Source organism: Dickeya undicola, from assembly GCF_000784735.1.
Lineage (GTDB): Bacteria > Pseudomonadota > Gammaproteobacteria > Enterobacterales > Enterobacteriaceae > Dickeya > Dickeya undicola.
The window spans coordinates 236211-261844 of the sequence record NZ_JSYG01000032.1 but is presented as its reverse complement, the minus strand read 5'-3'; the positions used below and the strand labels follow the sequence as shown (position 1 = coordinate 261844).

Annotated in this window: 20 protein-coding genes; 12 read left to right on the top strand and 8 right to left on the bottom strand. The window is 56.6% G+C overall.

Annotated features, from left to right (window positions below):
• The first annotated feature begins 454 nt into the window (after window positions 1-454).
• Entirely contained in the window at window positions 455-1051 is a 597-nt protein-coding gene (locus tag OB87_RS15175; RefSeq protein ID WP_033570249.1) for a hypothetical protein, read from the top strand.
• A gap of 222 nt (window positions 1052-1273) precedes the next feature.
• Here OB87_RS15175 and OB87_RS21095 read toward each other — a convergent pair whose 3' ends face one another.
• The gene (locus OB87_RS21095; RefSeq protein ID WP_268745838.1) at window positions 1274-1399 is read right to left on the bottom strand and encodes a hypothetical protein; all 126 of its coding nucleotides are present in this window, start codon (window positions 1397-1399) and stop codon (window positions 1274-1276) included.
• Between the two features lie 168 nt (window positions 1400-1567).
• Between OB87_RS21095 and OB87_RS15170 the strand changes: the two genes are divergently transcribed.
• On the top strand, window positions 1568-2098 hold the full coding sequence (locus OB87_RS15170) for a GNAT family N-acetyltransferase (RefSeq protein ID WP_033570248.1): 531 nt from the start codon (window positions 1568-1570) through the stop codon (window positions 2096-2098).
• A gap of 238 nt (window positions 2099-2336) precedes the next feature.
• On the opposite strand, the gene OB87_RS15165 is transcribed toward OB87_RS15170, so the two are convergent.
• The gene (locus OB87_RS15165; protein ID WP_033570247.1) at window positions 2337-3608 is read right to left on the bottom strand and encodes an MFS transporter; all 1272 of its coding nucleotides are present in this window, start codon (window positions 3606-3608) and stop codon (window positions 2337-2339) included.
• Window positions 3609-3616: 8 nt separating this feature from the next.
• Window positions 3617-5044: a M20 family metallopeptidase gene (locus tag OB87_RS15160; RefSeq protein WP_033570246.1), complete on the bottom strand. Its 1428-nt coding sequence runs from the start codon at window positions 5042-5044 to the stop codon at window positions 3617-3619.
• Window positions 5045-5217: 173 nt separating this feature from the next.
• Between OB87_RS15160 and OB87_RS15155 the strand changes: the two genes are divergently transcribed.
• Window positions 5218-6189, top strand: coding sequence for a LysR family transcriptional regulator (locus tag OB87_RS15155; RefSeq protein WP_033570245.1), 972 nt, complete (start codon window positions 5218-5220; stop codon window positions 6187-6189).
• Here OB87_RS15155 and OB87_RS15150 read toward each other — a convergent pair.
• Together OB87_RS15150 and OB87_RS15145 are read right to left on the bottom strand one after the other, a co-directional pair.
• The gene (locus OB87_RS15150) at window positions 6167-6823 is read right to left on the bottom strand and encodes an HAD family hydrolase (protein ID WP_033570244.1); all 657 of its coding nucleotides are present in this window, start codon (window positions 6821-6823) and stop codon (window positions 6167-6169) included. The genes OB87_RS15155 and OB87_RS15150 overlap by 23 nt on opposite strands.
• Window positions 6824-6931: 108 nt before the next feature.
• On the bottom strand, window positions 6932-8131 hold the full coding sequence (locus OB87_RS15145) for an alpha/beta hydrolase (RefSeq protein ID WP_033570243.1): 1200 nt from the start codon (window positions 8129-8131) through the stop codon (window positions 6932-6934).
• A gap of 394 nt (window positions 8132-8525) precedes the next feature.
• Here OB87_RS15145 and OB87_RS15140 point away from each other — a divergent pair, with 394 nt between their 5' ends.
• From OB87_RS15140 to OB87_RS15115, 6 genes are all read left to right on the top strand, one after another.
• Entirely contained in the window at window positions 8526-9626 is a 1101-nt protein-coding gene (locus OB87_RS15140) for a uroporphyrinogen decarboxylase/cobalamine-independent methonine synthase family protein (RefSeq protein ID WP_033570242.1), read from the top strand.
• A gap of 100 nt (window positions 9627-9726) precedes the next feature.
• Window positions 9727-11406, top strand: a complete 1680-nt coding sequence (locus OB87_RS15135) for a multidrug ABC transporter permease/ATP-binding protein (protein ID WP_033570241.1) — start codon at window positions 9727-9729, stop codon at window positions 11404-11406.
• Window positions 11407-11586: 180 nt separating this feature from the next.
• Window positions 11587-12633 (top strand): asparaginase, encoded by a 1047-nt coding sequence (locus OB87_RS15130; RefSeq protein WP_033570240.1) that lies wholly within the window; start codon window positions 11587-11589, stop codon window positions 12631-12633.
• 301 nt (window positions 12634-12934) lie between these two features.
• Window positions 12935-13456 carry a shikimate kinase AroL gene (gene aroL, locus OB87_RS15125; RefSeq protein ID WP_033570239.1) on the top strand — a complete coding sequence of 174 codons (522 nt, stop codon included), beginning with the start codon at window positions 12935-12937 and terminating at the stop codon, window positions 13454-13456.
• A 36-nt stretch (window positions 13457-13492) separates the two neighbouring features.
• The gene (gene ppnP, locus OB87_RS15120; RefSeq protein WP_033570238.1) at window positions 13493-13777 is read left to right on the top strand and encodes a pyrimidine/purine nucleoside phosphorylase; all 285 of its coding nucleotides are present in this window, start codon (window positions 13493-13495) and stop codon (window positions 13775-13777) included.
• A 619-nt stretch (window positions 13778-14396) separates the two neighbouring features.
• Complete coding sequence (locus OB87_RS15115; RefSeq protein ID WP_033570237.1) at window positions 14397-16187, top strand: methyl-accepting chemotaxis protein; 1791 nt, start codon at window positions 14397-14399, stop codon at window positions 16185-16187.
• 52 nt (window positions 16188-16239) lie between these two features.
• On the opposite strand, the gene rdgC is transcribed toward OB87_RS15115, so the two are convergent.
• Window positions 16240-17151, bottom strand: coding sequence for a recombination-associated protein RdgC (gene rdgC, locus OB87_RS15110; RefSeq protein ID WP_033570236.1), 912 nt, complete (start codon window positions 17149-17151; stop codon window positions 16240-16242).
• A 176-nt stretch (window positions 17152-17327) separates the two neighbouring features.
• Here rdgC and mak point away from each other — a divergent pair, with 176 nt between their 5' ends.
• Entirely contained in the window at window positions 17328-18239 is a 912-nt protein-coding gene (gene mak, locus OB87_RS15105) for a fructokinase (RefSeq protein WP_033570235.1), read from the top strand.
• 36 nt (window positions 18240-18275) lie between these two features.
• Here the strand turns inward: mak and OB87_RS15100 are convergent, their stop codons facing one another.
• Window positions 18276-21959, bottom strand: coding sequence for an AAA family ATPase (locus tag OB87_RS15100; protein ID WP_033570234.1), 3684 nt, complete (start codon window positions 21957-21959; stop codon window positions 18276-18278).
• The gene (gene sbcD / locus OB87_RS15095; RefSeq protein ID WP_033570233.1) at window positions 21956-23188 is read right to left on the bottom strand and encodes an exonuclease subunit SbcD; all 1233 of its coding nucleotides are present in this window, start codon (window positions 23186-23188) and stop codon (window positions 21956-21958) included. The genes OB87_RS15100 and sbcD overlap by 4 nt, the downstream gene beginning before the upstream one ends.
• Window positions 23189-23563: 375 nt before the next feature.
• On the opposite strand from sbcD, the gene phoB reads away from it, so the two are divergent.
• Both phoB and phoR read left to right on the top strand, forming a co-directional pair.
• Window positions 23564-24253: a phosphate response regulator transcription factor PhoB gene (phoB, locus tag OB87_RS15090; RefSeq protein WP_012770778.1), complete on the top strand. Its 690-nt coding sequence runs from the start codon at window positions 23564-23566 to the stop codon at window positions 24251-24253.
• Window positions 24254-24280: 27 nt separating this feature from the next.
• A complete protein-coding gene (phoR, locus tag OB87_RS15085) occupies window positions 24281-25603 on the top strand; it encodes a phosphate regulon sensor histidine kinase PhoR (protein ID WP_033570232.1) in 1323 nt (440 codons plus the stop codon).
• The last annotated feature ends 31 nt before the right edge of the window (window positions 25604-25634 follow it).

Sequence of the window (25634 nt, the reverse complement as noted above, 5' to 3'; positions counted from 1 at the left end):
TGTCTTTCTGGGGGAGTCAGCTGGCGTCAAGATAACAGCGGCAGATGACGAAAACATGACAAGCCGCTGAAATGCTAAGGAACTGTCAGGTTTGTCTTTACACTCATGACTAAATATTGCTGAGGTGGTCGTTTCATGAGCGTTTTTATGCTTTTTTTGTATTAATGAAAAAATAGATTGGCCGATATATTTTATATGTAGGTCTGTCTTTTCTATTCCGCCAGTGTGATGCAAAAAAGGCGAAGTGAAAAATGAGACTGGCCTTGTTGTGGTTCGTCAACCACGCTTCTATTTCCTGATAGTTTTGGACGGCATGAATCGGTTGAACCGTCCTGCTTGATACTCGCTTCGGCGGGTATGCTGCTTTTCTTTCGGTGTGCTGGTGTTGGTGCGTCGTAATAAATCAGTGCCCTTAGAGGCATGTTATCGTTAAAAATAAAAAAGGAGTGACATCGTGGCCATATCAGGTATTCAGAACCAAAGTATTACATCTTCTTATACACAGCCGACCTATGTCGCCAATAGCAACCTTGGCGTGTTGGGGGACAACACCAGCACTGATGTTATTGGAATAAATAAATCTGGTTCCTTTAAAACCAGCAAAACGAATGATTCGCAAAATAATCAATTGGCGGATAACAATTCTGGTGATACCAGTGATGTGAACGATCGTACTAAATCGCTGGATGAGCGGCTGACTAAAGAAAAACTTCAGAAACAGCAACACGAATCTTCCGTTGAACGTTCGCTGCGCATGACAGGTATTCCGCTGTATGGCGGCGTATTGGTTTCCGTGGTGAAATATCCGGATGGTCAAAGTGAAAGTTATGACGTGTTTACCGGTAAACGTGTTACGTCTACTGATGCAAGTCTGATCGGTTCCCGTTCGCAAGTTAATAATGCCGAGTTTGGTTATTATAGCCAGGGCTTATATAGCGGCATGTCGGCAGCTGAGGTTTACGAGAAAATACAGCAGCTGATAGGGTCGAAATCGGGTGATGTTTCCTGGACGCTGCCGGGCAGCAGAAGTGAATTACCGCAACCGGGATGATAAGCAAAAAAATAATCGACGTGATTTTTGTGGTTTCGAAAATAGAGTAGCGGCCTGATAAATTATCGGGTGATTAACTGTTTTTATGTCTTTCCTTTTTTTAGCCTTTCCAGTACCAGACGTGACGCCTTATTCAACGGCTTATCCTGTCGCATGACGATAGCCCGTGTTCGGTGTAGCGCCGCATTCAGTGGCCACACATGAAACGCCGACGCCAGTGCGTCAGAACCCACCGACAGCTTCGGCACGATACCGCATCCTAGCCAACACCATTTCCCTGATTGCTTCGATACTGTTGCGTATCACCGTGGTAAAGGTTTCCTGCCGTTCCAGATTCAACCTGGCCATATCAAACTTTCTTTTATAGCGGACATATGACAGACATAAGTGTTTGCGTCTGTTGCCGATATCGGGCATTGGTTAAGCTAGCTGAAGTTCTGTTTCCGCACACGTTGGTTGATGCGGTAACAGGGTTCAGCTTAATAGCTAACTCGCTGTTCTGACAAGGATACACCAATGAGTTCCATTGTAATTGAGGATGCACGGGCGGAACATATCGCCGCCATCAGGGATATTTATGCCCAACATGTCCAGCATAGTCTCGCCACCTTTGAAACCGAACCGCCCGATGAGGCGGAAATGCGCCAGCGCTGGCTGAAAATCCGTGATGCCGGGTTGCCCTGGCTGGTGGCGACGCAAAACCAACAGGTGCTGGGATATTGTTATCTGGGGATGCACCGCACCCGCGTTGCCTACCGTTTCACGCTGGAAGATTCGATCTATCTGCACCCGGACCATATGGGGAAAGGCATCGGTAAGCGCTTGCTGTCCGCCGCGTTATCGCAGGCGGAGCAGCAAGGATACCGCCAGGTGATATCGGTGGTGGGCAACAGCGAAAATCAGGCCTCGCTGCAACTGCATCTGTCGCTAGGATTTGAGCAAATCGGGACGCTGCGTTCGGTAGGCATGAAGCATGGCCGCTGGGTAGATACCGTGTTGCTGCAACGTGCGTTGGGGGAGGGGGATGCCTCTTTGCCGGATGCCTGAGTCCGTCGAACGCCGCGATCGCGGCTGTAGCGTTGCTGAACGGGCTGGGCTGGCGCTGGGGCGTGGGGCAAGTGTGCGATCGGGGCGTTCTGATGTTTTCTTTCTGTGTAGCCTGTCTGATTACCCTGACCGCATTGCTACTTTATCTGACACGGCAACGTGCAGTGCAGTCGGTTGTGTCATCCGATGAGCGGCCCGTCAGGGGGAAGTGTTACACCCTGACGGGAGCGGTACTGTGTCAGCGCTGGCGCAACTGCGCCTGCCACAGCGCCAGTACGCTCAGCAGCGCGGTGATCATCAGGTAGTAACTTGGTGCCAGGCTGCTGCCGGTGGCGCTAATCAGCAAGGTACAGATAAACGGGGCGAAACCGCCGAATACGGTTACCGCCACGTTGTAGCTGATCGCCATGCCACTGGCGCGGGTGGAGATCGGAAACAGGTCGGCCATCATCGACGGTACGGTGGAGAAATATACCGACTTCAGCAACGCCATCCAGGCAACGACCACAATCAGCGACGCGGCCGACAAGTACTGGGTCATCAGCCAGAACGCCGGGTAGATGGTGACCGCCAGCAGCAACAGCGCCCCCCACATCAGCGGCAATCGACCGACTTTCTCCGCCCACAGCCCCACCAACGGCGTAACGACCGTCAGAATAATACCGGCGATCAGCGTGGCGCTGAAGGCCGTGCCGGACGGCAGGTGCAGCGTCTTGGTAGCGTAAGTGGGGACATAGTTCAGCATGTAGTTGATGGCGGTGGAAATCACCATCAGACCGACTGCAATCAGAAACAACGCTTTTTGCCGGGTAAACAGGATCTTGATCGGCGCATGGCTTTTCTCGGCTTGTTCGAAACCTGCCGGTTCGTGCACATGGCGACGGATATATAATCCCACCGGCCCAATCAGCAAACCAAAGGCAAACGGGATACGCCAGCCCCACTCCTGAATTTGGGCCTCGGTTAATGATTGCGATAACCCAAGACCGAACGCCGAGGCCAGCAGGGTACTGGCACCCTGGGTGGCGAACTGCCAACTGGCGATAAATGCACGGCGTTCAGGGAAGTGTTCTACCAGAAAGGCGGTGGAACTGCCGAACTCACCGCCAGCAGAGAAGCCCTGAATCAAGCGCGCCAGCATAATCAGCACCGGAGCGGCCAGGCCGATACTGGCGTAGGTGGGCATAAAGGTAATCATCGCGCCGCCCAGCAACATCAGGCTGATGGACAGCATCAGCGATGCCTTGCGTCCGGCGCGGTCGGCGTAAGCACCCAGCACGATGGCACCCAGTGGCCGGATCAGGAAAGAGACGCCGAAACTGCCGAAAGCCAGCAACAGCGAGACGGCCGGATCTTGTGTTGGGAAAAACGCATGGGCGATGTAATTGGCGAAGAAGCCGTATACCGCGATATCAAACCATTCCAGCGCGTTGCCGATGCAGGTGGCAAACAGCGTTTTGTACAGGCTGGGGCGCGTAGTGTTGTAGTGTGAAACGGATGCTGTCGTCATGATTCACCTCAGCTCTGCTCGTGGGCGGCACGGTGTGCGCGGTGTTGCGCCAGAACGGCGTGGCCTTGTTCCCCCAGTTCCCAGAACAGGCGGGTCATGATCTGCAAACCTTCGCGGGCAACGCTGACCAGCATGTGCTCATCCACCGCGTGCTGGCCGCAGGCCGGGTAAGAGTGCGGGATCCACAGGGTCGGCAGGCCGAGAATGTCGGCGAATACCTCGTTGGGCAGCGAGCCGCCGAGGTTAGGCAGCAACGCCGGTTTTTTATCGCAGGTCTGGCGCATCAGGTCGAGCGTCCAGTTCACCAGCGGGTCGGTCGGGTCGAGACGGGTCGCCGGTGTACCGCGCACGTCGCTGATCTCCACCATCGTGAAACCGTGTTCGTCGAGGTGAGCGCGCAGATGCTGCGCCAGTTGCTGCCAGTCGGTGCCGACGACAAAACGCAACTGACAGACCGCAGTAGCGTGGCCGGGAATGGCGTTCATCGGCCGCTGCGGGTTGCCGGTCAGGAATGACAGCACCTCCAGCGTATTCCAGCCGAACAGCCGTTCGGACGGGCTCAAACCTGCTTCACCCCATTGTGGGTCGATAGCCGGGTCCGTCGCTTGCCCGCCGGGCGCGATGTCCGCCAGAATGGTGCGCAATGCTGGCGTCAGGTGCGGCGGTTTCAGTGCCGCCACCTGCATCTGACCGTGTTGGTTAACCAGACTGGCGATGGCGTTAGCCAACTGCGTGCCGGGGTTACTTAGCAGACCGCCCCAGTTGCCGGAGTGGTAGTCCCGCTCGCGGGCGCGGATGGTCAGACGAAAGTTGACGCAACCACGCGAGCCGAGGAACAGCGTCGGGCGCTCAGCGTTGAGGCGCGGGCCGTCCGAGGCGATGAACAGGTCGGCTTGCAGCGCCTGCGTATGTTGGCGGCACAGCTCGGCTAATCCCGGCGAGCTGATCTCTTCACCCATTTCGAACAGCCATTTGCAGTTAAAGCCCAGCCGCCCCTGACGGGCCTGAAATACCTGCTCCAGCGCGGCAATATTGATCGAGTGCTGGCCTTTGTTATCGGCGCTGCCGCGGCCGTACCAGCGGCCCTCGCGTTCCACCAGTTGCCACGGGGAAAGCCCTTCGCTCCAGTGCTCGTCGTCACCGAATACCACGTCGCCATGACCGTAGCACAGTACGGTGGGCAACGCGGCGTCTTCGATGCGCGAGGCGATCAAAAACGGGCGGTTAGCCGCGACCGGATTATCGATTTGCTGTAATTCGAAACCCAGTGCCTGCAAGGCCGGAATGATCTCCTCGGATAAATACTGTTGCAACGCGGCGTCCCGGTCGCTGCGCTGACTTTCGCTGGCGATAGCGACGCGACGCGCCAGCACGTCACGGAAGCGACCGCTGTCGAAATACGTCAGTGCCTGTTGAATAACCTGTGGTGTTGTCATGTTGAGCCTGTCTGTCTGTGGTGATGTTTTTTTAGTGGTGTTTTTTTAGTGATGGTATTAACCACGTTCTAAATCATCGCCAGCATTGCCACAATAATAATAATTGCAAGCAAGCTTTGCTTTTAATATAAACCTTGCTTGCACAAAAACGAGGCAGGTGGAGAGGCGATACGATGCACAGTAATGAAATCAGGTATTTTCTGGCGGTCGCCAATACCGGCTCCCTGAGCGCCGCCAGCCAGCAACTGTTTGTGGCGGTATCGGCCATCAGCCGACAGATCCACAAACTGGAAGAGCGCATCGGCGCGCCGTTGTTTGAACGTCATGCACGGGGCATGGTGTTGACCGACGCCGGGCAAATTCTGGAAAACCATGTGCGTAAAAGCATGATGGACATGGAGTATGCCATTGCTGAGATTCAGGGGCTGAAAGCGGTGCGGCGAACGTTTGTGCGGGTCGCCTGTACCGATGGCATGGCGTTTGATCTGCTGCCGGGGTTGTTTGCTCGCTTTCGGCAGGACAACCCGGCCGTGACGTTCTTCCTACAGGTTGGCACCGCGATACAGGTGTCGGAAATGGTGCGCAATGGCGAATGCGACGTGGCGTTTCAGTTCAGCCTGTCACCGGAGCGCGGTGTTGAAGTAATGGCGTCTTACCCAGCACCGGTGTTGCTGCTGATGCGGCCGGATCATCCGTTAGCGGATAAACCAGTCCAACTGGCGGATCTGCACGGGTTTCCGCTGGTGTTGCCGCAGCAGGGCACGACCATTCGCCAATTGTTCGATCTCTCCTGCCGGATGAGTGGCACCTTTCTGGAACCGGCGCTCAGTTGCAACAACTTTTCTGCGCTTTACTACTTCATGCAACAGACACCGGATGCCATCACCGCCTGTAGCCATTTTTCGGTGCTGTATCGAGCGCGGGAGGACGGGTTGCTGCTCAAACCGGTGCGCAGCGAACCACTGACTCAACGCAGCCTGCAGGTGCAGACGCTGGCGGGCAAGCATCGTTCCGCCGCGTTAAGCCATTTCATCACCTTTATTATCGACGAGCTGGATCGCGAGCATCAGCGGCTGGCGGCGGATATCGGGCTGGAGCCGCTCCGTTCCGTTAGCCGCTCGACTAACGTTCCCAGCGGCAGATGAGCCAGCCTTTCTCCTGCGCCAGCGTCGCCAGTTCAGGTGCCGGGTTGATAGCGTAAGCCTGATCAACGAATTCCAACATTGCCCGGTCGTTGAGTGAATCGCTGTAGCCGTGCAACTGGTTGAATGGCTCGCCATCGCGGTGCGCCAGCCATTCGCGTATGCGAATCACTTTGCCGTGCTGATATGTCGGCACGCCGTGGATGTCGCCGGTGAAACGGCCGTCTTCCAGCGTAACGCCGATCGCCATCGCATGATGGGCTCCCAGATGATGGGCGATCGGTTGTACCAGATGTTCGCCGCTGGCGGAAATAATGATCAGCGTGTCGCCGCGCTGGCGGTGCCAGTCCATGCGTTCGCGCGCTTCCGGGTAAAGCCGGGGCAGGATATCGCGCCGGATAAAGCGCTCCACCCAGCCAGAAACCGTTTCGGCGCTCAGGCCAATCAGCGGTGACAGCGAGAGATACATGTAATCTTCGATCGCCAATGTGCCCTGATAGTAACTCTGCATCAGATGCTGCTCTTGCTGTAGCAGTTCTTCGCCAGCGAACCCTTGTGATTCCAGCCAGCGCAGCCACAGGCCCGTGCTATCCGCACAGATCAGGGTTTCGTCCAGATCAAACAGGGCTAAATCCATCGAGGCCTCCGGAAGAGAAAAACAGGGAACTGGTGAGTGAGGGGATGGTGCATCGGACATCACCTCCGCCGATGCACCAGTATATCGGTCAATAATGACAACCGCGCGTCAATGTGGTGATACCTGGTCAGACGCGGCCAAAACGTCCCGCATGATGCCGTTCTGCCAGTCAAAATAGGGGTTGAAGGTCAACCGCACGTGGGTTTTCCCCTCCTCCTGATAACCCCAGTCGGAATACCAGAACTGGCTGCGATCGCGGCATTGATCAGCACCCGGCGACGTAGGGCCATTATTGCAGAGGATCACTGAGCCGTTGCTGCCATACAACGGGTTATCCGGTGAGAATAAGACCGACATGTGAGAAAACTGGCTGATGCGCCACTCCGGCAGACGATCGCCGCGTACCTGTTCCCGGCTGGTTATGGCGTTGTCCGGCTGCCCGTACCAGATAAGACGGCTGGCGGGATGGGTGAAGTGGGTACGAAAAGTCTGTCGCAGGTAGGCGGTATCCAGCACAGAGTCATGTTCGGCGACCACCATTAGCACCGGGCGGTCGTAATCACGGTGCCACAACAGACGGCGTACCCCCAGGCTGGAGAGATAGTACTGAGCCAAACCGTTGGTGGGCACCCGTAGGTAGCGCGTTGTCAGTTGCGCGGGCGCGCCTGGTCGCGGTGTGCGTAGCCACTCCCGAAACGGAGCAATCAGCGGCGTCAGGAAGTCAAAGGTTTCATTGGAGCGAATGGCGGGGGAGAACAGCACCAACCCGCGGATCTCAGGATGTTTTAGCGCGTATTCCAGTGCCAGGTTGGCACCGGTAGAAAAGCCGCCCAGATACACCTCATCCACATCACGCTGCAATTGTCTGGCTTGCTCGGCCACCACTTGCCGCCAGTCATCAACCGACACCGGAATCATATCCTCTGGGCGGGTGCCATGTCCGGCCAGTAATACCGTGCGGACAAGGTATCCTTGTCGCGCCAGTTCAGGGGCAACATCGCTGAAGGTGCCGGGCGCATCGCCCAGCCCGTGCACAAGCAGGATACCTTTACGAGGTTGCCCGGCGGGGCGGGTTTCCTGCGGCGTGTTCCAGCGCAGTTCCTGCTGACGATTGTCGGACTGGAACGTCCGATGTTGCTCTACCCACTGTTCGGTTTGCTGTTGGTAAACATCGAAAGAAGGCTGCCCCAGCGGGGGAAGCGCGGTACGGCCACAAGCGGCAAGCAGCGGCAACGTGATGGCCAACATCAGCGCCAGCGTTTTTGCCGTTAATAACCGCGTCCAGACAGAGGGGATCGTGTATTCCATAAAGCCATCCTTGCGAGCAGGCGTGCACAATAATAAGACGGTATGACCGGTGGATTGACAGAAAACCAGCTTTGAATCATAACGATAGCGGCCGGTGGGGACAATTCCTGTTGCATAAAAAAGCCGCGTAGGAAAAACGGTGATAGCCGGTCAATACGCTATCGTGGAATAACCTAAATTAGTAGCAATGAAATAATTAAATTTTGTTATTTGTCGAGTGCAAGTGATCGGTGCGAGAATCATCGCCCGTCAATTGACATCGGCGAACGGATCGGTAACAGTCCGCCGCCTGAACGATAACCCAAGTCAACCGATGCGCATTGAAGCGCCGACAGTGTTGTGTAAACCAGCTGTGTAAACCAACCGTGTCGTATAAACCAAAAGGACGCGTGAGATGCGCTCAGTGAAAAAACCTTATCCCCCGTTTCATGCTGAGCATGTAGGCAGCTTTTTATTGCCGCATCGCCTGAGAGTGGCCCGACAACACTGGCGTCAAGGGCTGATGAGCCATGATCAGCTAACGGAAATCGAAAACGAAGAAGTGCTGAACGTGGTCAAGCGCCAGAAAGCGTGTGGTCTAAGTGCAATTACCGATGGCGAGCTGCGTGTTCGTGACGGCATTAACGATTTTTTCTCCTGTCTGACCGGGATTGAGATTGATGCTGCCTCTCTGCCGGATAGCGATATGCCGTGCCGGTTGCGGGTGGTGGGTAAACTCGATTTTGACGACGGCCATCCCTTTCTGACCCATTATCGCTTTTTGCATCAGGCGGTGGGCGACGATGGGGAAATCATGGCGAAGCAGACGCTTCCCAGCCCGAACATGCTGATGTATCCGGCGATTCGCAACAATAATGTTTACCCGTCGCTGGACGCGTTTTGCGATGATTTGGTCATGGTATACCGCAAAGTGATTCAGGCGTTTTACCGTCAGGGATGCCGCTATCTTCAGCTGGATGACCTGTTCTGGGCACATTTGTGCGACGTGCAGGTGATGGAAAAGGAAAACGCGGCGGGGTTTGCCTTACGCGATCTGCTGGAGCGATGCGCCCGTACGTTGAATCAGGCGTTGGCGCAACGCCCGCCAGATATGTTTATCAGCCTGCACATGTGCTGTCGGCGTTTTTCTCCCAACTGGGTTGATGGCGGTGGGCGGGAAGTGATGGGGTATGCGATGGCAAACCTGGCGGTGGACAGCCTGTTCATTGAATACGATGACCGGCGTCCGGTCGGGTTGGAGCCGCTGCGTCAGGTAAGCTGTCAGAAAGTGGTGCTGGGGGTGATGGATTCCCACAGTGCGGCGTTGGAAGCGCCGAACTCGGTCAAGATGGCGATCAATACCGCTTCGCTGTACGTACCGCTGCAACAGTTGGCTATTAGCCCAAAGTGCGGCTTTGGACATCGCTGTCATGAAGGTACGACGGAAGAGCAGCAGTGGGCCAAACTGCGGCATATGGTGAATATTGCCCGTGAAATTTGGACGCTGCCGGAATAAGCGGCTGAAAGGCGGCGTAATCCGTAGTGAGAATAATTCTTGATATCGCGTTAAGGCTGACTAAACTGGCTGCGCTCGTTGTGACAGAAAAGCGGATATTATGGAGTTACTTCACCTTGTCTACCGGCAGTATCGCTGGCCGTTTCTGGCCGTCATCTTTCTTAGCCTTGCCAGCGCAGCGCTGGGGATTGGCCTTATCGCCTTCATTAACCAGCAACTGATTAAGGCTGTTAGCCCGACATTAGAGGTATTGCCGGGGTTTATCGGCTTGCTGGTCTTGTTGATGGCGGTGACGCTGGCTTCGCAACTGGCGCTGACCGTGCTGGGCCACCATTTCGTCTGCCGCCTGCGCGGGCAACTGATCAAACGTATTCTCGACACCGGGCTGGAACGGTTGCAGCAGATTGGCCCCGCGCAGTTGCAGGCCAGCCTTGCCAGCGATATCCGCACCATCACGCTGGCGTTTGTGCGCCTGCCGGAACTGGTGCAGGGCATCATTCTGACTTTTGGTTGCGCTGCCTATCTGGCCTGGCTGTCACCGCGCATGATGCTGGTGACGGCGCTGTGGGTAGCGCTCACCATCTGGGGCGGCTACTGGCTGGTTTCCCGCGTGTATCGCCATTTCAGCCGGGTACGCGAAGAGGAAAACCGGCTGCATGACGATTACCAGCGGGTGATCGACGGCAGCAAAGAGCTGTCGCTGAACCGTGACCGGGCGCGCCAGCTGTATGAACAGGGCTATCAGCGCCATGCCGACGACTACCGCCACCATATTATCCGGGCGGATACCTACCACCTGAGCGCCATCAACTGGTCGAACATCATGATGCTGGGGGCAATCGGTGCGGTGTTCTTTATGGCGAACAGCCTGGGCTGGGCTGATAACGCGGTTGCCGCTACCTATTCCCTTATTCTGCTGTTTTTGCGCACGCCATTACTACAGGCGGTCGGCGCGTTTCCTACGCTGGTCAGCGCCCAGGTCGCGTTTGATAAGCTGCGCCAGTTGAAGCTGGTCGATTATCAGCCTGGATTTTCGTCGGCATCCGCCCCTCGCCAGTGGCAAACCCTGACGCTGCGCGATGTCTGCTTTCGCTATGACGACGATGGCGGGTTTGAGGTTGGGCCGATCACCCTCACGCTGCGACGCGGCGAGCTGGTGTTCCTGATCGGCGGTAACGGCAGCGGCAAGTCAACGTTGGCGATGCTACTGACCGGGCTATACACGCCGGTGTCAGGTGAGCTGATGCTGGATAACCAGCCGGTGCCGCTGGCGCAATATCAGGCGCTGTTTTCGGCGGTGTTTACCGATTTTTACCTGTTTGATCACCTGCTGGGGCCGCAAGGTGGCGCTCCGGATACATCGCTGGTATCCGACTGGCTCGACCGGCTCACTATGCGCCAGAAACTGCATATCTCGGCGCAGCGCATCCAGAACCTGTCGCTCTCGCAGGGGCAGCGCAAGCGAGTGGCGCTGCTGCTGGCGGTAGCGGAGCAACGCGATATTTTGCTGCTGGATGAGTGGGCTGCTGATCAGGATCCGCAATTCCGCCGGGTGTTTTATCAGGTGTTATTGCCACAACTGCGCGCGGAAGGAAAAACCGTTATCGCCATCAGCCATGACGACCACTATTTCGAACAGGCGGACCGATTGTTGGAAATGCGATCGGGCACGTTGGTGGAACTGGTTGGCGACGCCCGCCGTGAGGCAAGCCGCGATGCCATTGCCCGCATTAGCCTTGTTGAAGGGGATGCCGATGAAAATCGGTCGCTTATTCAGTGATCTGGCTCTCCTGTTGGGCATCAGGTGCTATACAGCCTTTGGGGAGCGCTGCAACATAAGCGCCGATGCCAGCCTACCCGCTGGCAGATAAGGAGTTTTTCGATAAAAAACGATCGGCTGATGCCGGCTTCCGGGCAGGAATAGCCCGATCGTCCTCTGACCCATTAAAGAGAATCTGTTATGGAACGATGGTTTAAATCTCTGTTTATTGTTGTTTTCTTCTTTGCTTTCACGGCCAACGCGGCAGATAAACTGCCAAATATCGTCATCCTGGCAACCGGCGGGACTATTGCTGGTTCGGCAGCGACGGGCACTCAGACCACCGGTTACAAGGCGGGCGCGCTTGGTGTAGATACGCTGATCAACGCCGTACCCGATGTGAAAAAACTGGCTAATGTGACAGGCGAGCAATTCGCCAACATGGCCAGCGAAAACATGACCGGCGACGTGGTGCTGAAACTGAGCCAGCGGGTGAACGCGCTGCTGGCGCGTGACGATGTGGATGGCGTGGTGATTACCCACGGTACGGACACGCTGGAGGCGTCGGCTTATTTTCTCCATCTGACGGTGAAAAGTGACAAACCGGTGGTGTTTGTGGCGGCGATGCGTCCGGCTACGGCCATTAGCGCCGATGGCCCGATGAACCTGCTGGAAGCCGTCCGTGTGGCGAGCGATAAGCAATCTCGCGGCCGTGGCGTGCTGGTGGTGCTCAATGACCGTATCGGTTCTGCTCGTTATATCACCAAGAGCAACGCGTCAACGCTGGACAGTTTTCGGGCAAATGAAGAAGGTTATCTGGGGGTTGTGATCGGCAACCGTATTTATTATCAGAACCGTATCGATAAGCTGCATACCACTCGCTCTGTGTTTGATGTGCGCGGTCTGACTTCACTGCCGAAAGTCGATATTCTGTATGGCTATCAGGATGACCCGGAATACCTGTACGACGCGGCTATTCAGCACGGCGTAAAAGGCATTGTTTATGCCGGAATGGGGGCCGGGTCGGTGTCGGTGCGTGGCATTGCCGGTATGCGTAAGGCGCTGGACAAAGGCGTGGTAGTGGTGCGCTCCTCCCGTACTGGTAATGGCATCGTGCCGCCAGATGAAGCCCTGCCTGGCCTGGTTGCGGATTCTCTTAACCCGGCTCATGCCCGTATTCTGCTGATGCTGGCACTGACCCGTACCAGCGATCCGGCGGTGATCCAAGAGTATTTCCATACCTATTGATCCACGCGTTTATCGCATGAACAGGCCGCCGATTGGCGGCCTGACTGTTTTTTATGGTCGTCGCGCTATAACGGCGGTTTTTACGGCGTAACTTGCCATGTTTGGTAAGCATTATGGCGTGTTGTGCTGAATTTAAACGGAAAGCTGGCGTGAAGTGGCTTTCCCTATACCGGGGCCGTGCGGAGGCTTTCTTAATAAGGATTATTGCCTGTATGATTCTGCTCTTGGTATGACAGGCGCTGGTTGGCAGCAGTTTCCGTTGCGGATGATAAGCCTGAGAAAAATAAGGACTGGTCGTGACATGACACAACCCATTTTTATGGTCGGTGCCAGAGGGTGCGGAAAAACCACGGTTGGCGGTGAGCTGGCGCGGTCGCTTGGCTATGAGTTTGTCGATACAGACATTTTTATGCAGTATACCAGCGGCTTGACCGTGGCGGATGTCGTCGCTGCTGAAGGGTGGCCGGGGTTTCGCCGCCGGGAGAGCGAGGCACTACACGCGGTAACCGCACCGAACCGGATTGTGGCAACCGGCGGTGGTATGGTGCTGCTGGAGCAGAATCGTCAGTTTATGCGTGCGCAGGGGATTGTGATTTACCTGCACGCACCAGCACAGGCGCTGGCGCAGCGGTTAGAGGCCAGCCCTCAGGCGCATCAGCGACCGACGCTGACCGGGCGACCGATCGCTGAAGAGATGGAAGCGGTGCTCAGTGAGCGTGAGGCGTTGTATCAGGATGTGGCGCACTATGTGGTGGACGCCACCCGAGCGCCCGCTGTGATTGTTGCGGAACTGGTGCAGACGTTACGTCTGCCAGCGGCCTGACGGTCAATCGATTTTTTAACAGAAAGGTTGGGCATTATGCTGAATGTAAATGAGTATTTTGAAGGGAAAGTAAAATCTATCGGTTTTGACGGCAGCCGCATCGGCCGCGCCAGCGTCGGGGTGATGGAAGCAGGTGACTATACCTTTGGCACCGGGCAGGCGGAAGAAATGACGGTAGTCAGCGGTGCGTTGAACGTGCTGTTGCCGGGCGCGCAGGAATGGCAGCTGTTTGAAGCCGGTGCGGTCTTCAACGTGCCGGAAAAAAGTGAATTCAAACTGAAGGTGTCTGAACCCTCGTCCTATCTGTGCCGTTATCTCTGATTCTGGTCATCGTTTCCTTTCTTCATCAGCGGCTGTCAGTGATATCGACAGCCGTTTTCTGATATTACGTTACGCTCTGTGCTTATCGATGTCGCGGTGCCATCTGTTTGTCATTCTGCCGCTATATGATTGTCGAAACGTTTTGCTATTCCATTTTATATACCCGTCATACTTCAAGTTGCAGGTGTGTTGGCTGCGTTACAAGGCTCACATGAGCCTTGCCCTGAAGGGCCAACGCTTCGCGTTGTTCAACACGCAATACGTTTTGTCCTGCAACTCGAATTATTTGGGGTATAGTGATAATGACGTTTGGTAATTGCCAGGCGGAAATATAGATATTTGAAAATATATAAATTCCTATATTGTTGATTTGTTATTAATTATAAAAACCATATTATTTTCTTATATGAAAAATTTCAGATAAATCTGTAAATCTGATAGCAGCCATTGTATTTTCCTGTGAGAAGGCCTTTCTGTTGGTGGCGGTGTCGTCTATCTGCGTGATAGAGAGGAGATACTTCTGGCAAACCGCTTTACTTTTTCGAATGGAATGCCTCGTGATTCATGAGGCGATCGTTGTGGTTATTTAAAAAAGCATTTCAATAATGATGTGGTCACTATGCTTAAAACTACTCGCGCTCGTATTCTGGCCGTATGCACGGCTATCATTGTGGTTGCCCTGGTAATTAATACTTCTTTGAATTACCGGGTAACTGATAAATATAACGATGAATCCATCAATAACCTGCTCACCGCAGTAACTGCAGGCCATAGCCTGGCTATTAGCGATTGGGTGGCGGCTAAAAAACAAATCATTACGTCGCTCAATGGTGTGGGGTTGACCAGCGACGACCCGATTCCGGTATTTAAACAGATGGCGGCGGCAGGCAGCTTCATCAACGTGTATATGGGGTACGCTACCCATACTGCCAAATTCTCCGACCCCGGTGGTATTCCTGCCAATTATGACCCCACTGTCCGCCCCTGGTATCAGCAGGCAGTGAGAGAAGGTAAAGCTATCGCGACCGCGCCGTATCTGGACATGGCAACCAATACCATTGTGGTGTCGTTTGTCGCGCCGGTGCTGGACGGCAGTAACGTCAAGGGCGTGTTGGGCAGTGATGTAACCATGGACAGCGTTATCGCCAACGTTAAAGCTATCCATCCAACGCCTGCCAGCTATGGCATTCTGATCCAGGCGGACGGCACCATCATCGCTCATCCAGACGCCAAGCTGACGCTGAAAAAATTAACCGAGATTGCCCCACAGGTGAATCTGGGACAGGTGCTGAAATCTGACCACCCGGTGCAGTTGAGCATCAGTGGGCGCGATATGCTGGTAAAAGCTCAACCGGTTGCAGGCACCGATTGGTATGTGCTGGTCGCGCTGGACAAGGCGGAAGCCACCGCCGGTATGGGTTCACTGCTGTGGACGTCGGTGGTCGCGCTGGTGATCATCAGTGTTCTTGGCTCAGTGGTGTTAGGTGTGCTGATCAACGCCTCGCTCAAACGTCTGTTACAGATTCGCGATGCGATGGACGATATCAGTCACGGCACCAACGACCTGACCCTGCGTTTGCCAGACGATGGTCATGATGAAGTGGCGCAGATCGCCCGCTCGTTCAACACCTTTGTCGACAAACTCAGCATGATCATGCTGCAAATTCGTGATATCAGCGCATCGCTGCAAACCGCGACCGACGAAGTGGCGACCGGCAATAACGATCTGGCGTCCCGCACTGAAGCGGCCGCGGCCAGCTTGCAGCAAACCGCCGCCGCACTGGAGCAGATTTCTGCCACCGTTACCCAGTCGGCCGGTTCCGCCCAGCAGGTGAACGATCGTACCCGCTCGTTGGCGAACGATGCCAGCGCAGGGGGGAAAGTGGTGTCCGAGGTTGTTGACACCATGCAGGAGATCGAAGTGGCTTCTGGCAAGATTGGCGATATTATCGGTGTGATCGACGGTATTGCTTTCCAGACCAATATCCTGGCACTGAACGCGGCGGTGGAAGCGGCCCGTGCGGGTGAGCAAGGTCGTGGCTTTGCGGTCGTGGCTGGCGAGGTCCGTTCGCTGGCACAGCGGAGCGCGCAGGCGGCGAAAGAGATCAAAGCGCTGATCGAATCCACCGTCGAGAGTGTGAATACCGGTTCGCGGCAGGTGCGTCAGGCTGGTAACACCATGACCGAAATTGTCGGCGGCGTGTCTTCCGTGAGTACGGTGATGTCGGAAATCACCCATGCATCAGGAGAACAGATGCGCGGGATTCAGGAGATCAACAAAGCGGTGGCGCAGTTGGACTCAATGGTGCAGCAGAACGCGGCGATGGTGCAGGAAGCGGCATCCGCCTTCGCCTCATTGCAGTCGCAGTCTGAAGAACTGCACTCCTCGATCAGCCACTTTAAGCTGTAAATCAACAGGGCGCCGGGTTACCCGGCGTCCAGAGGCCGACGTTGATTACCGGTCAACGTTGTGCCTCGCCACCTAACGCTTCTGTCAGGTTGGCGATCAATGCCGCCACTTCGCCGGTCATCAGCGTAAAGTCGGCGTCAAACCGCTGAGCCACGTCTTCCCGGTCGATATCGTCGTTCTGTTCGCGCAGGGTATCGGCGAATTTCAGACGCTTGAGCGAACCATCGTCCGCCAGCACCAACTGGATGCGTTCCTGCCAGTCCAGCGCCAGTTTGGTCACCACTTTGCCCGCTTCGATATGGGTGGCGATTTCGTCGCTGACCAGTTCCTGTTTCTTGCAGCGAATGACGCCGCCGTCTTCCAGCACCGCTTTCAGTTCGGCTTCATCTTGCAGCGTGAAACCGGCGGGCGTCTGGCCGGAACGTACCCACTCGGTCAGCGTCAGCTCGATCGGGTTTTCCATGGTCAACGGCACCACCGGCAGCGACCCCAGCGTTTTACGCAGAAGCGCCAGCGTATCCTCGGCTTTCTTGGCGCTGGCAGCGTCCACCATGATCAGGTGATTAACGGTGTCTATCCACAGTGAAATCTGGCTAAACCGGCTGAACGCACGGGGCAGCAGGCTGTGCAGCACGTCGTCTTTCAGCGCGTCTTTTTCGGTTTTCTTCAGTTTGCGGTGCTGTTCGCCTTCCAGCTTGTCGATTCGCGCCTGTAGCGCTTGCTTGATAACCGGCGCAGGCAAAATCTTCTCTTCTTTGCGGGCGCAGATCAGGATCTGACCGTTGACCACGTGGGTCAGCGCGTCGCCGTGCGGTCCCATCGGCGAAACCCAACCGGTTTTGGTCAGATCCTGACTGCCGCAGGGGGTAAAGGCGAAGGAGGCCAGCTGTGTCTCCATGGCGTCCGCAGAGAGGCTGATATCGCGGCTCAGGCGATAAATCATCAAATTTTTAAACCACAGCATTTTTCTTCCCAGACTGGCGCGTCGCTGGCGCGCTTTCTCGTGATCACACGAAGCGAGCTTCAGGACGCAAGGGTTAATCGCAGCGGGCATAATAACGAATTGTGGTGAGAGGCGGTACGATTACGATAATGTCATCGTCAGGCATACGCGAGTTCGGTGAATAAACAGGAGGCAATGTGCGAATAGGTATTGATTTGGGCGGCACCAAAACCGAGGTCATTGCGCTGACGGACGAAGGGCGCGAGGCATTCCGCCACCGGGTGGCGACGCCACGGCATGACTATCGGCAAACCCTGCAATCTATCGCCGATCTGGTTGGCATGGCGGAGCAGGCCACCGGACAGCGCGGCAGCGTGGGCGTCGGTATTCCTGGTACGTTGTCGCCGGTAACCGGCCGGGTCAAAAACGCCAATTCGGTGTGGCTGAATCAGCAACCGCTGGATCAGGACCTGGCGCAGCTGTTAGGGCGGCCAGTGCGGGTGGCGAACGACGCCAACTGCTTTGCGGTATCCGAAGCGGTGGATGGCGCGGCGGCGGGTGCAGACAAGGTGTTTGCAGTGATTATTGGCACCGGTTGTGGTGCCGGTATCGCCTTAAATGGGCAGGCGCACATCGGGCGCAACGGCGTGGCGGGCGAGTGGGGGCATAATCCGCTGCCGTGGATGGATGCCGACGAATGGCGCGATCAGCAATCGATGCCTTGTTATTGCGGCCGCACGGGGTGCATCGAGACGTTTATTTCCGGCACCGGTTTTGGCATGGACTATCAGCGTCTGAGCGGGCAGACGCGCCAGGGTCATGAAATTATTGAGCTGGCCGGGCGGGGCGATGTGCTGGCGGAGCAGGCACTGCAACGCTATGAGCAGCGGCTGGCTAAATCGCTGGCGCATATCGTCAATTTACTAGACCCAGATGTGATTGTGCTGGGCGGCGGCATGAGCAACGTTAAACGGCTGTATGACACCGTGCCCGGTTTACTGAAACAATGGGTGTTTGGCGGCGAGTGCGATACGCCGGTTCGACAGGCGATTCACGGTGACTCCAGTGGCGTGCGCGGTGCGGCCTGGCTGTGGCCGCACGCGCGCTAAATATGCAGCGGGGACGCCAGGTACGCCCCGCTGAATTTATTTCACTGCATACGCGCTGTCGAGCTGGCTAAGGCCCAAACCGTTGCGCTTTCTGACCCGGATTTGCACCTGGATGCGATCTTTCATCGCTTCCACGTGACTGATGACGCCGATGCTCTTGCCGGAAGCGTTCAGGTTATCCAGTACGTCCAGCGCGGTATCCAGGGTTTCACCGTCCAGCGTGCCAAAACCTTCATCGAGGAACAGCGAGTCAATGCGGGTTTTGGTGCTGACCAGATCGGATAGTGCCAGCGCCAGCGCCAGGCTGACCAGAAAACTCTCGCCACCAGACAGCGTGCGGGTATCGCGCACGGCATCGGCCTGCCAGGTATCGGCCACCTGCAACTCCAGCGTGTCGGATGCTTTGCGTTGCAGCAGGTAGCGCCCATGTAGACGCGACAGCTGGCGGTTAGCCAGAAACACCAGATGATCCAGCGTCAGCCCTTGCGCAAAGCGGCGGAATTTGTCGCCTTTCTGCGAGCCAATCAACTGATTAAGGTAGCCCCAGTCGTCGCACTGTTGCTGACCGCGGGCGATGGCCTCCAGCAACAGGCGCTGTTTGTCGCGGCGTTGCTGATCGCTGGCAAGCTGCTGGCGCAGTTCCCCCTGATGTGCGGCTTCGGCTTTCACCATGTCACCAAGGCCGGAGAGCAACTGGCGAATGTCATGGTCGCTGATGCCTTCCGGCATCGATTCTGGCCGGGTTGTCATGTGTTGCGCCAGCGCGCTGTCCGCCTGTTGCAACAACGCATCCACCTGCTGTTGACGCTGGCTGAGCCGCTCTTTTAGCGTGAGGAGATGATGGCGCTCGGCCTCGGCCAGCAAGGCATGGCGGAAGGCGGCTTCATCGTCGAATCCGGCGGCGGTCAGTGCGTCTTCAAACCCGGCTTGAAGCTGCTGCCATGCGGTTTCAGCATGGTGGCTTTGCTGCTCCAGGCTGCCGATTTCCCCGTTCAGACGGCTGTGCAACGACTGACCCTGCTGCCACTGTTGCTGCGCCTGCTGGCTTTCCAGCTCCAGTGACTGGCTGACCTGCCGCAATTGCTTCAGCACCTCGTTCACCGCCTGATTGCCCATCAATTGCCAGCGCTGTTGCTGCGCCTGTTCCAGCGTGCGTTGGGTGTCGGCCAGTTGCTGCTGATAGGTTTTGATGGCGGTTTCGGTTTCCTCCTGCCGCTGCTGGCTGGCGATGATTTCCGCTTCCAGCGCGGCGAGTTGCGGCTGGCACTGATGCTGTTCGTGCTCGTTTTCCTGCCAGCGCAACCATTCCGTCTGGCGCTGACGCAGCCACTCTTCCTGCTGTGCGAGTGTCGGTGCGGTGAGTTCAAACGTTTCCAGCGTTTGGCTGAGGCTGTCGTGCAGGCGTTGCAACTCGCGTTCGGTTTTTTCCAGTAACAGCCGCAGCTCTTCCCGCGAGGCGTTCAGAGCGGTCTGTTGCTGGGTATTCAGTTCCAGTTGCTGCACGGTTTGTGCCAGCAGCTGCTGCGCGGAAGTGAGTAAATCCTTACTTTCCTGAATATGGCGTTGATTACGCTCACGACTGGCGATCTGCGCTTGCAACGACTGTTCCCGCGTGTTGGATTCTTCAATCCACTGATGCAGGGCCGACAGTTGCAGCGGATCGAACTCAACAAGTAAGCGTTCACTGACTGACTGGCACTGCAACTGTAACGACTCGTTATCGCGTCGAACGCCATCCAGCGCGTTTTGCTGCTGCAGGCGATGCTGTTTTTGTAACTGAAGCTGGGTTTCGGTCTGCACCACGCTGGCTTTCAGCGCCTCCACCTCCTGACGTAACGCATGTAGCCGGAGCTGGGTTTCCGAAGGGCGCAGCGCCTGATAACGTTCCACCGCTGGATGATGCGGGGAGCCGCACAGCGGGCACTCTTTGCCCGGTTGCAGTTGCTGGCGCTCGCGTTCCAGACTGACGATGCGCAGTTCCAGTTCGTGGCGTTTGTCGAGGTCGGCCAGATGGTCGGCCTGGCGCTGATAGTCCTGACGCTGCTGGGTCTGTTGATCTTCCAGCGCCTGAATGCGGCGCTGGGTGTCCAACTGTTGCGCTTCCAGCAGGGTGCGCTGGCTCATCAACTGTTGCAGCACGGCGGCACTGGTGGCCAATTGCTGGCGATCCGGGCGTTCGGCCATGAGCCGGGTCAGTTGCTGGCGCAGGTCTGCCAGCGGTTGCTCCGCTTCCAGCTGTTCATCCTGCTGCAAGTGCTCGGTCAGCAGTTGGCTGGCTCGCTCGCAGGCACCTTGCTGTGCCTGCTGTTTTTCAACCAGTGAGGCGCGCTGCTGGTCAAGGTACTCCGCCTGAATCTGCTGCTGCGCCGCTTTTTCTTGCAGCACCTGCAAGTCCTGCTGCCATTTCTGCTGCTGGGGAAATTGCGCCTGCCACAGTGGAATATGGCTGCCCAAATGCTGGTGGCGGCTATGTTGCTGGCGATAGTTTTCGATGTCTTCCAGCCGTTGCCGTGTCTGTTCCTGCTGGCGTTGTAGTCTGCTCAGGCTGGCGATCAGCGTTTTCTGCTGTTCCAGCAGGTTATCTAACGCTTGCTGTTGCTGGGCGCGCTGGGCTTGCTGGGTGGCGATGTGGTGGTCGAGCGGCAGGATCCGTTCATTGATCAAGGTTTCCTGTTGCTGGCGATGCTCGGCGTGCTGCTGTCGGGTGGCCTGCACTTTTTCCAACTGGATTTTCAACAGATTGAGCGCATCCTGCTGGCGGCTGATCTGCTGGCGGACGCTATTCAACTGCTGGGTCAGGCGTTGTTTTTCCCGTAGCGCGCGTTCGCGTTCATCAAAGCGCGGACGCAGTTTTTCCGCTGGTTCGCTGCGTTGCAGTTTATCCAGTTGTGATTGCGACTGTTGCTGCAATTGTTCCTGCGCGGCCCGCTGCTGCTGGGCTTGATGTTGCGCCTGCTGGAGTTGCAGTAACGTGTCGTACCAGCGCTGATGCTCCAGCACCTCTTCCCGGTGCAATGACAGTGATTGTTCCTGCTGGCGGATGGCTTCCAACTGCTGCTCCAGCGCCTGGCGCTGCTCGTCGCTCAGCAATTCCAGCGTAGCGACCTGCGCCCGCAGGGTTTCCAGCTTGCTTTGGGCGTCTTTGTGCTTCTCGAACACCCGCTCCGAGATCTGGCCGTAAATGTCGGTGCCGGTCAGCTCTTCAAGTAACTCGGCTCGCTGATTGGCATCGGCGTTCAGGAAGGCGGCGAACTGCCCCTGGGACAGCATCATCGATTTGGTGAAGCGATCGAAATCCAGCCCGGTGATATCGGCGATCAGCGCCAGTTTGTCGTTCACCTTATCGGTGAGGATTTTGCCGTCGGCGCACAGTGCCAGTTCTACCTTGGGCGGTTGCAGATTGCCTTCCGGACTGCTGTGGGCGCGATGCTGACTCCAGAAGGCACGGTAGGCGACATTCTTCACCTCGAACTCCACTTCTGCCAGACATTCGGCGGTGTGGCGCGTCATCAGCTCGTTCTGGCTGGGGCTGACTTTCAGGCGCGGCGTCTGGTGGTACAGCGCGAGGCAGATGGCGTCCAGCAGCGTGGTTTTACCTGCGCCGGTAGGACCGGTGATGGCGAACAGGCTGTTGCTGGAGAACGGCTCGCGGGTGAAATCGATTTTCCACTCGCCCTGCAACGAGTTGAGATTTTTCAGGCGTAGGCTAAGAATTTTCATGCGGACGCCTCCCGTCGCTGCTCGTCAATTTCCTGAATGACCCGCTCGAACAACCCTTTCAGCCGCTGCTGGCGCGCCTCGTCCAGCTCGCTCTCCAGCGCCAGCCGTCGGGCAAACACCTCGGCAGGTTGCAGCTCCTCCAGCGTTTCCTTTTCCAACTGCACCAGCATTTGTTGCTGCTGTTCCCGCGCCCGGCGCAGCAACAGCACTTCCACATTCATCGGTTCGGTTAGCGCCTGAATGCGTTGCTGAATGTCGCTCAGATAATCCTGAGTGGCGATCTCGATATCCAGCCACACCGGTTTGTCGCCGTGATAGTCGCGAAATCCGGCCAAACGGCGCTCGATCTCCGGCAGATTGCCTTTCACTAATTGCATCGGTTGTTCGGTCGGCACGGTCAGCGCGATGACGTCCTGCAATTTTCCCTGCTCGAAATGCACCAGATACACCGATTTCTCATGATTCAGTTCGTCAAAACTCAGCGGAATCGGCGAGCCGCTGTATCGGATGTGTTCGCATTGCGCCACCCGCTGCGGGCGATGAATATGGCCGAGCGCGATGTAGTCCGCCGGGGGGAAGGCCTGAGCCGGAAACGCGTCCAGTGTGCCGATATAGATATCGCGCACCGAATCGGAGGTGGCGACGCCCACCGTGGTGAGGTGGCCGGTTAGCACAATCGGCAGTTCGCGGCCCAGCGCTTCACGTTGCTCACAGGCGAGTTGGTAACAGCGCTGATAATGATGGGCGATGGCATCCTGCAACGCCTGCTGTTTTTGTGCGCCGGACTGGCCGGCCTGGCTGGTGAGTACATCGCGTGGACGCAAAAAAGGAACCGCGCACAGCAGCGCGCCGGGTTCGCCAGCGCGGTTGTTCAGCACCAACACCTGTTCGTGAATGTCGCCGTCAAAACCGGCGACCACCTGGGTATTCAGGCAGGCCAGCAGTGCGCGTGACTCATTCAGGGTAGCAACCGAATCATGGTTGCCGCCCATCACCACCAACTGGCAGCCGGTACGCTGCAATGCCACCACAAAATGGTTATACATTTCACGGGCATAACTGGGTGGTGCGCCGTTGTCGAACACATCACCTGCTACTATTACTGCATCGGCCTGATGCTGCTCAACCTGCTGAACCAACCAGTGCAAAAACGCCTGATGCTCAGGCGCACGGCTCCGGGTATAAAAGTACTGACCGAGATGCCAGTCAGACGTGTGAATAATTCGCATGAGACTCCCTGCAGGTGAGTGCAAACGATGTGTTGTTTTGGCGGTGCTTGCGGACAATGGCGGTCAGTGAGGCAAGGCGCTTGTTCGTCATGGCGAAACACCGCGTCTTTATCATCGGCGATTATAGGCGTGCAGTTTAGGGCATGTCCCAAATATCTGTGTCGGCTCCCGTCGACAGGCGAGATTTAGCTATGTTGTTGCAGGCAGATAATGTGAGAAATTAAACGGGGCGGCAGTTTTCGGCAGCGGCTGAATACGGCGGCTGTCGGGGCGAAAACGTACCGTGGTGGGGGTGCCGTTTTTCATAAATCTGTCATAAAACTGACGCATAATGCACACCGCACGCTAACCGTGACGATTAACGGCAGGATTGATATGGCAAGACGTATTTTGGTGGTGGAAGATGAAGCGCCGATTCGCGAGATGGTGTGCTTCGTGCTGGAACAGAATGGTTATCAGCCGGTTGAGGCTGAGGATTACGATAGCGCCGTTACCCGGTTGGCCGAACCTTATCCTGAATTGGTGCTGCTGGACTGGATGCTGCCTGGCGGGTCCGGTTTGCAGTTTATCAAGCACATGAAACGCGAAGCGCTGACCCGCGATATTCCGGTCATGATGCTGACGGCGCGTGGTGAAGAAGAAGATCGCGTGCGCGGGCTTGAAGTGGGTGCCGACGATTACATTACCAAACCGTTTTCGCCCAAAGAGCTGGTGGCGCGCATCAAGGCGGTAATGCGCCGGATTTCACCGATGGCGGTTGAGGAAGTGATTGAAATGCGTGGGTTGAGCCTGGACCCTTCTTCACATCGGGTAACCACGGAAGAACACGCGCTGGATATGGGGCCGACGGAGTTCAAACTGCTGCATTTCTTTATGACGCACCCGGAACGGGTATATAGTCGTGAGCAGTTGCTGAATCACGTATGGGGCACTAACGTTTATGTTGAGGATCGTACTGTGGATGTCCATATCCGCCGCCTGCGCAAGGCGCTGGAAACCAGTGGACACGACAAGATGGTTCAGACCGTTCGGGGAACTGGATACCGTTTCTCAACACGTTATTGATAGCGTGAGTCCCGGAGAAAATCTGACGTGCTAGAACGTTTGTCCTGGAAAAAGCTGGCGCTGGAGCTGGCTTTTTTTTGTTTGCCCGGTCTGCTGCTGGGGCTGATTATCGGCTATCTGCCCTGGTTTCTGCTGGCCTCGGTACTGGCGGCGCTGTGCTGGAACTTCTATAACCAGTTGCGCTTATCCTACTGGCTGTGGGTTGACCGCAGCATGACCCCGCCGCCTGGCCGCTGGAGCTGGGAGCCGCTGTTTTACGGCCTCTATCAGATGCAACTGCGCAACCGCCGCCGTCGGCGTGAGCTGGCGCTGTTGATCAAACGCTTTCGCAGTGGAGCGGAATCGTTGCCGGATGCGGTGGTCATCACCACCGAAGAGGGCGGCATCATCTGGTGTAACCGCCTGGCTCAGCACCTGCTCAGCTTTCGCTGGCCGGAAGACAACGGCCAGAACATTCTCAACCTGCTGCGTTACCCAGAGTTCACCCAGTACATGCAACAGCAGGATTTCAGCCGCCCGCTGACGCTGACGCTGAAAAATTCCCACCACGTGGAATTCCGGGTGATGCCTTATTCGGAAGGGCAACTGTTGATGGTGGCCCGCGATGTAACCCAAATGCATCAACTGGAAGGCGCGCGCCGCAACTTCTTTGCTAACGTCAGCCACGAACTGCGCACGCCGTTGACGGTGTTGCAGGGCTATCTGGAGATGATGAACGACGAATCGCTGGATGGTGCGTTGCAGTCTAAGGCGTTGCACACCATGCAGGAGCAAACCCGCCGCATGGATGGGTTGGTGCGGCAATTGCTGACGCTATCGCGCATCGAAGCCGCCGCCGCCATCGATCTCAACGAGAAGGTGGATATCCCGCTGATGCTGCGGCTGCTCAAGCGTGAAGCCGATACCCTGAGTCAGGGGCGGCACGAGATTGTATTTCGCGTCAACGAGCAACTGCAGGTGTTCGGCAACGAAGAGCAGTTGCGCAGTGCGGTATCGAATCTGGTGTATAACGCCGTCAACCATACGCCGCAGGGCACCCGCATCGAGGTGTGCTGGCAGCAGACCCCGCAGGGCGCGCAGTTCCAGGTCAGCGATAATGGTCCGGGTATCGCCGCCGAACATCTTCCCCGCCTGACCGAGCGTTTTTATCGTGTCGATAAGGCCCGTTCGCGCCAGACTGGCGGTAGCGGGTTGGGGCTGGCGATCGTCAAACATGCGCTTAGCCATCATGACTCCCGGCTGGAGATTATCAGCGAAGAGGGCGCAGGCTCCCGCTTTATGTTCACGTTACCGAACCGGCTGATTGTCCATTCGGTGCTGAGTCAGAACGCCACGAATCCGCAGCTGTAATGGCGGCGGGGCTTGATTGTCCCCGCCGCAG

Coding starts and splice junctions, on each gene's coding strand:
- ppnP (WP_033570238.1), top strand. CDS start 13,493: ATGCTGAATGTAAATGAGTATTTTGAAGGGAAAGTAAAATCTATCGGT.
- sbcD (WP_033570233.1), bottom strand. CDS start 23,188: ATGCGAATTATTCACACGTCTGACTGGCATCTCGGTCAGTACTTTTAT.
- OB87_RS15150 (WP_033570244.1), bottom strand. CDS start 6,823: ATGGATTTAGCCCTGTTTGATCTGGACGAAACCCTGATCTGTGCGGAT.
- OB87_RS15130 (WP_033570240.1), top strand. CDS start 11,587: ATGGAACGATGGTTTAAATCTCTGTTTATTGTTGTTTTCTTCTTTGCT.
- OB87_RS15170 (WP_033570248.1), top strand. CDS start 1,568: ATGAGTTCCATTGTAATTGAGGATGCACGGGCGGAACATATCGCCGCC.
- OB87_RS15160 (WP_033570246.1), bottom strand. CDS start 5,044: ATGACAACACCACAGGTTATTCAACAGGCACTGACGTATTTCGACAGC.
- OB87_RS15140 (WP_033570242.1), top strand. CDS start 8,526: ATGCGCTCAGTGAAAAAACCTTATCCCCCGTTTCATGCTGAGCATGTA.
- OB87_RS15115 (WP_033570237.1), top strand. CDS start 14,397: ATGCTTAAAACTACTCGCGCTCGTATTCTGGCCGTATGCACGGCTATC.
- phoB (WP_012770778.1), top strand. CDS start 23,564: ATGGCAAGACGTATTTTGGTGGTGGAAGATGAAGCGCCGATTCGCGAG.
- OB87_RS15155 (WP_033570245.1), top strand. CDS start 5,218: ATGCACAGTAATGAAATCAGGTATTTTCTGGCGGTCGCCAATACCGGC.
- OB87_RS15145 (WP_033570243.1), bottom strand. CDS start 8,131: ATGGAATACACGATCCCCTCTGTCTGGACGCGGTTATTAACGGCAAAA.
- OB87_RS15100 (WP_033570234.1), bottom strand. CDS start 21,959: ATGAAAATTCTTAGCCTACGCCTGAAAAATCTCAACTCGTTGCAGGGC.
- OB87_RS15135 (WP_033570241.1), top strand. CDS start 9,727: ATGGAGTTACTTCACCTTGTCTACCGGCAGTATCGCTGGCCGTTTCTG.
- rdgC (WP_033570236.1), bottom strand. CDS start 17,151: ATGCTGTGGTTTAAAAATTTGATGATTTATCGCCTGAGCCGCGATATC.
- aroL (WP_033570239.1), top strand. CDS start 12,935: ATGACACAACCCATTTTTATGGTCGGTGCCAGAGGGTGCGGAAAAACC.
- OB87_RS21095 (WP_268745838.1), bottom strand. CDS start 1,399: ATGGCCAGGTTGAATCTGGAACGGCAGGAAACCTTTACCACGGTGATA.
- OB87_RS15165 (WP_033570247.1), bottom strand. CDS start 3,608: ATGACGACAGCATCCGTTTCACACTACAACACTACGCGCCCCAGCCTG.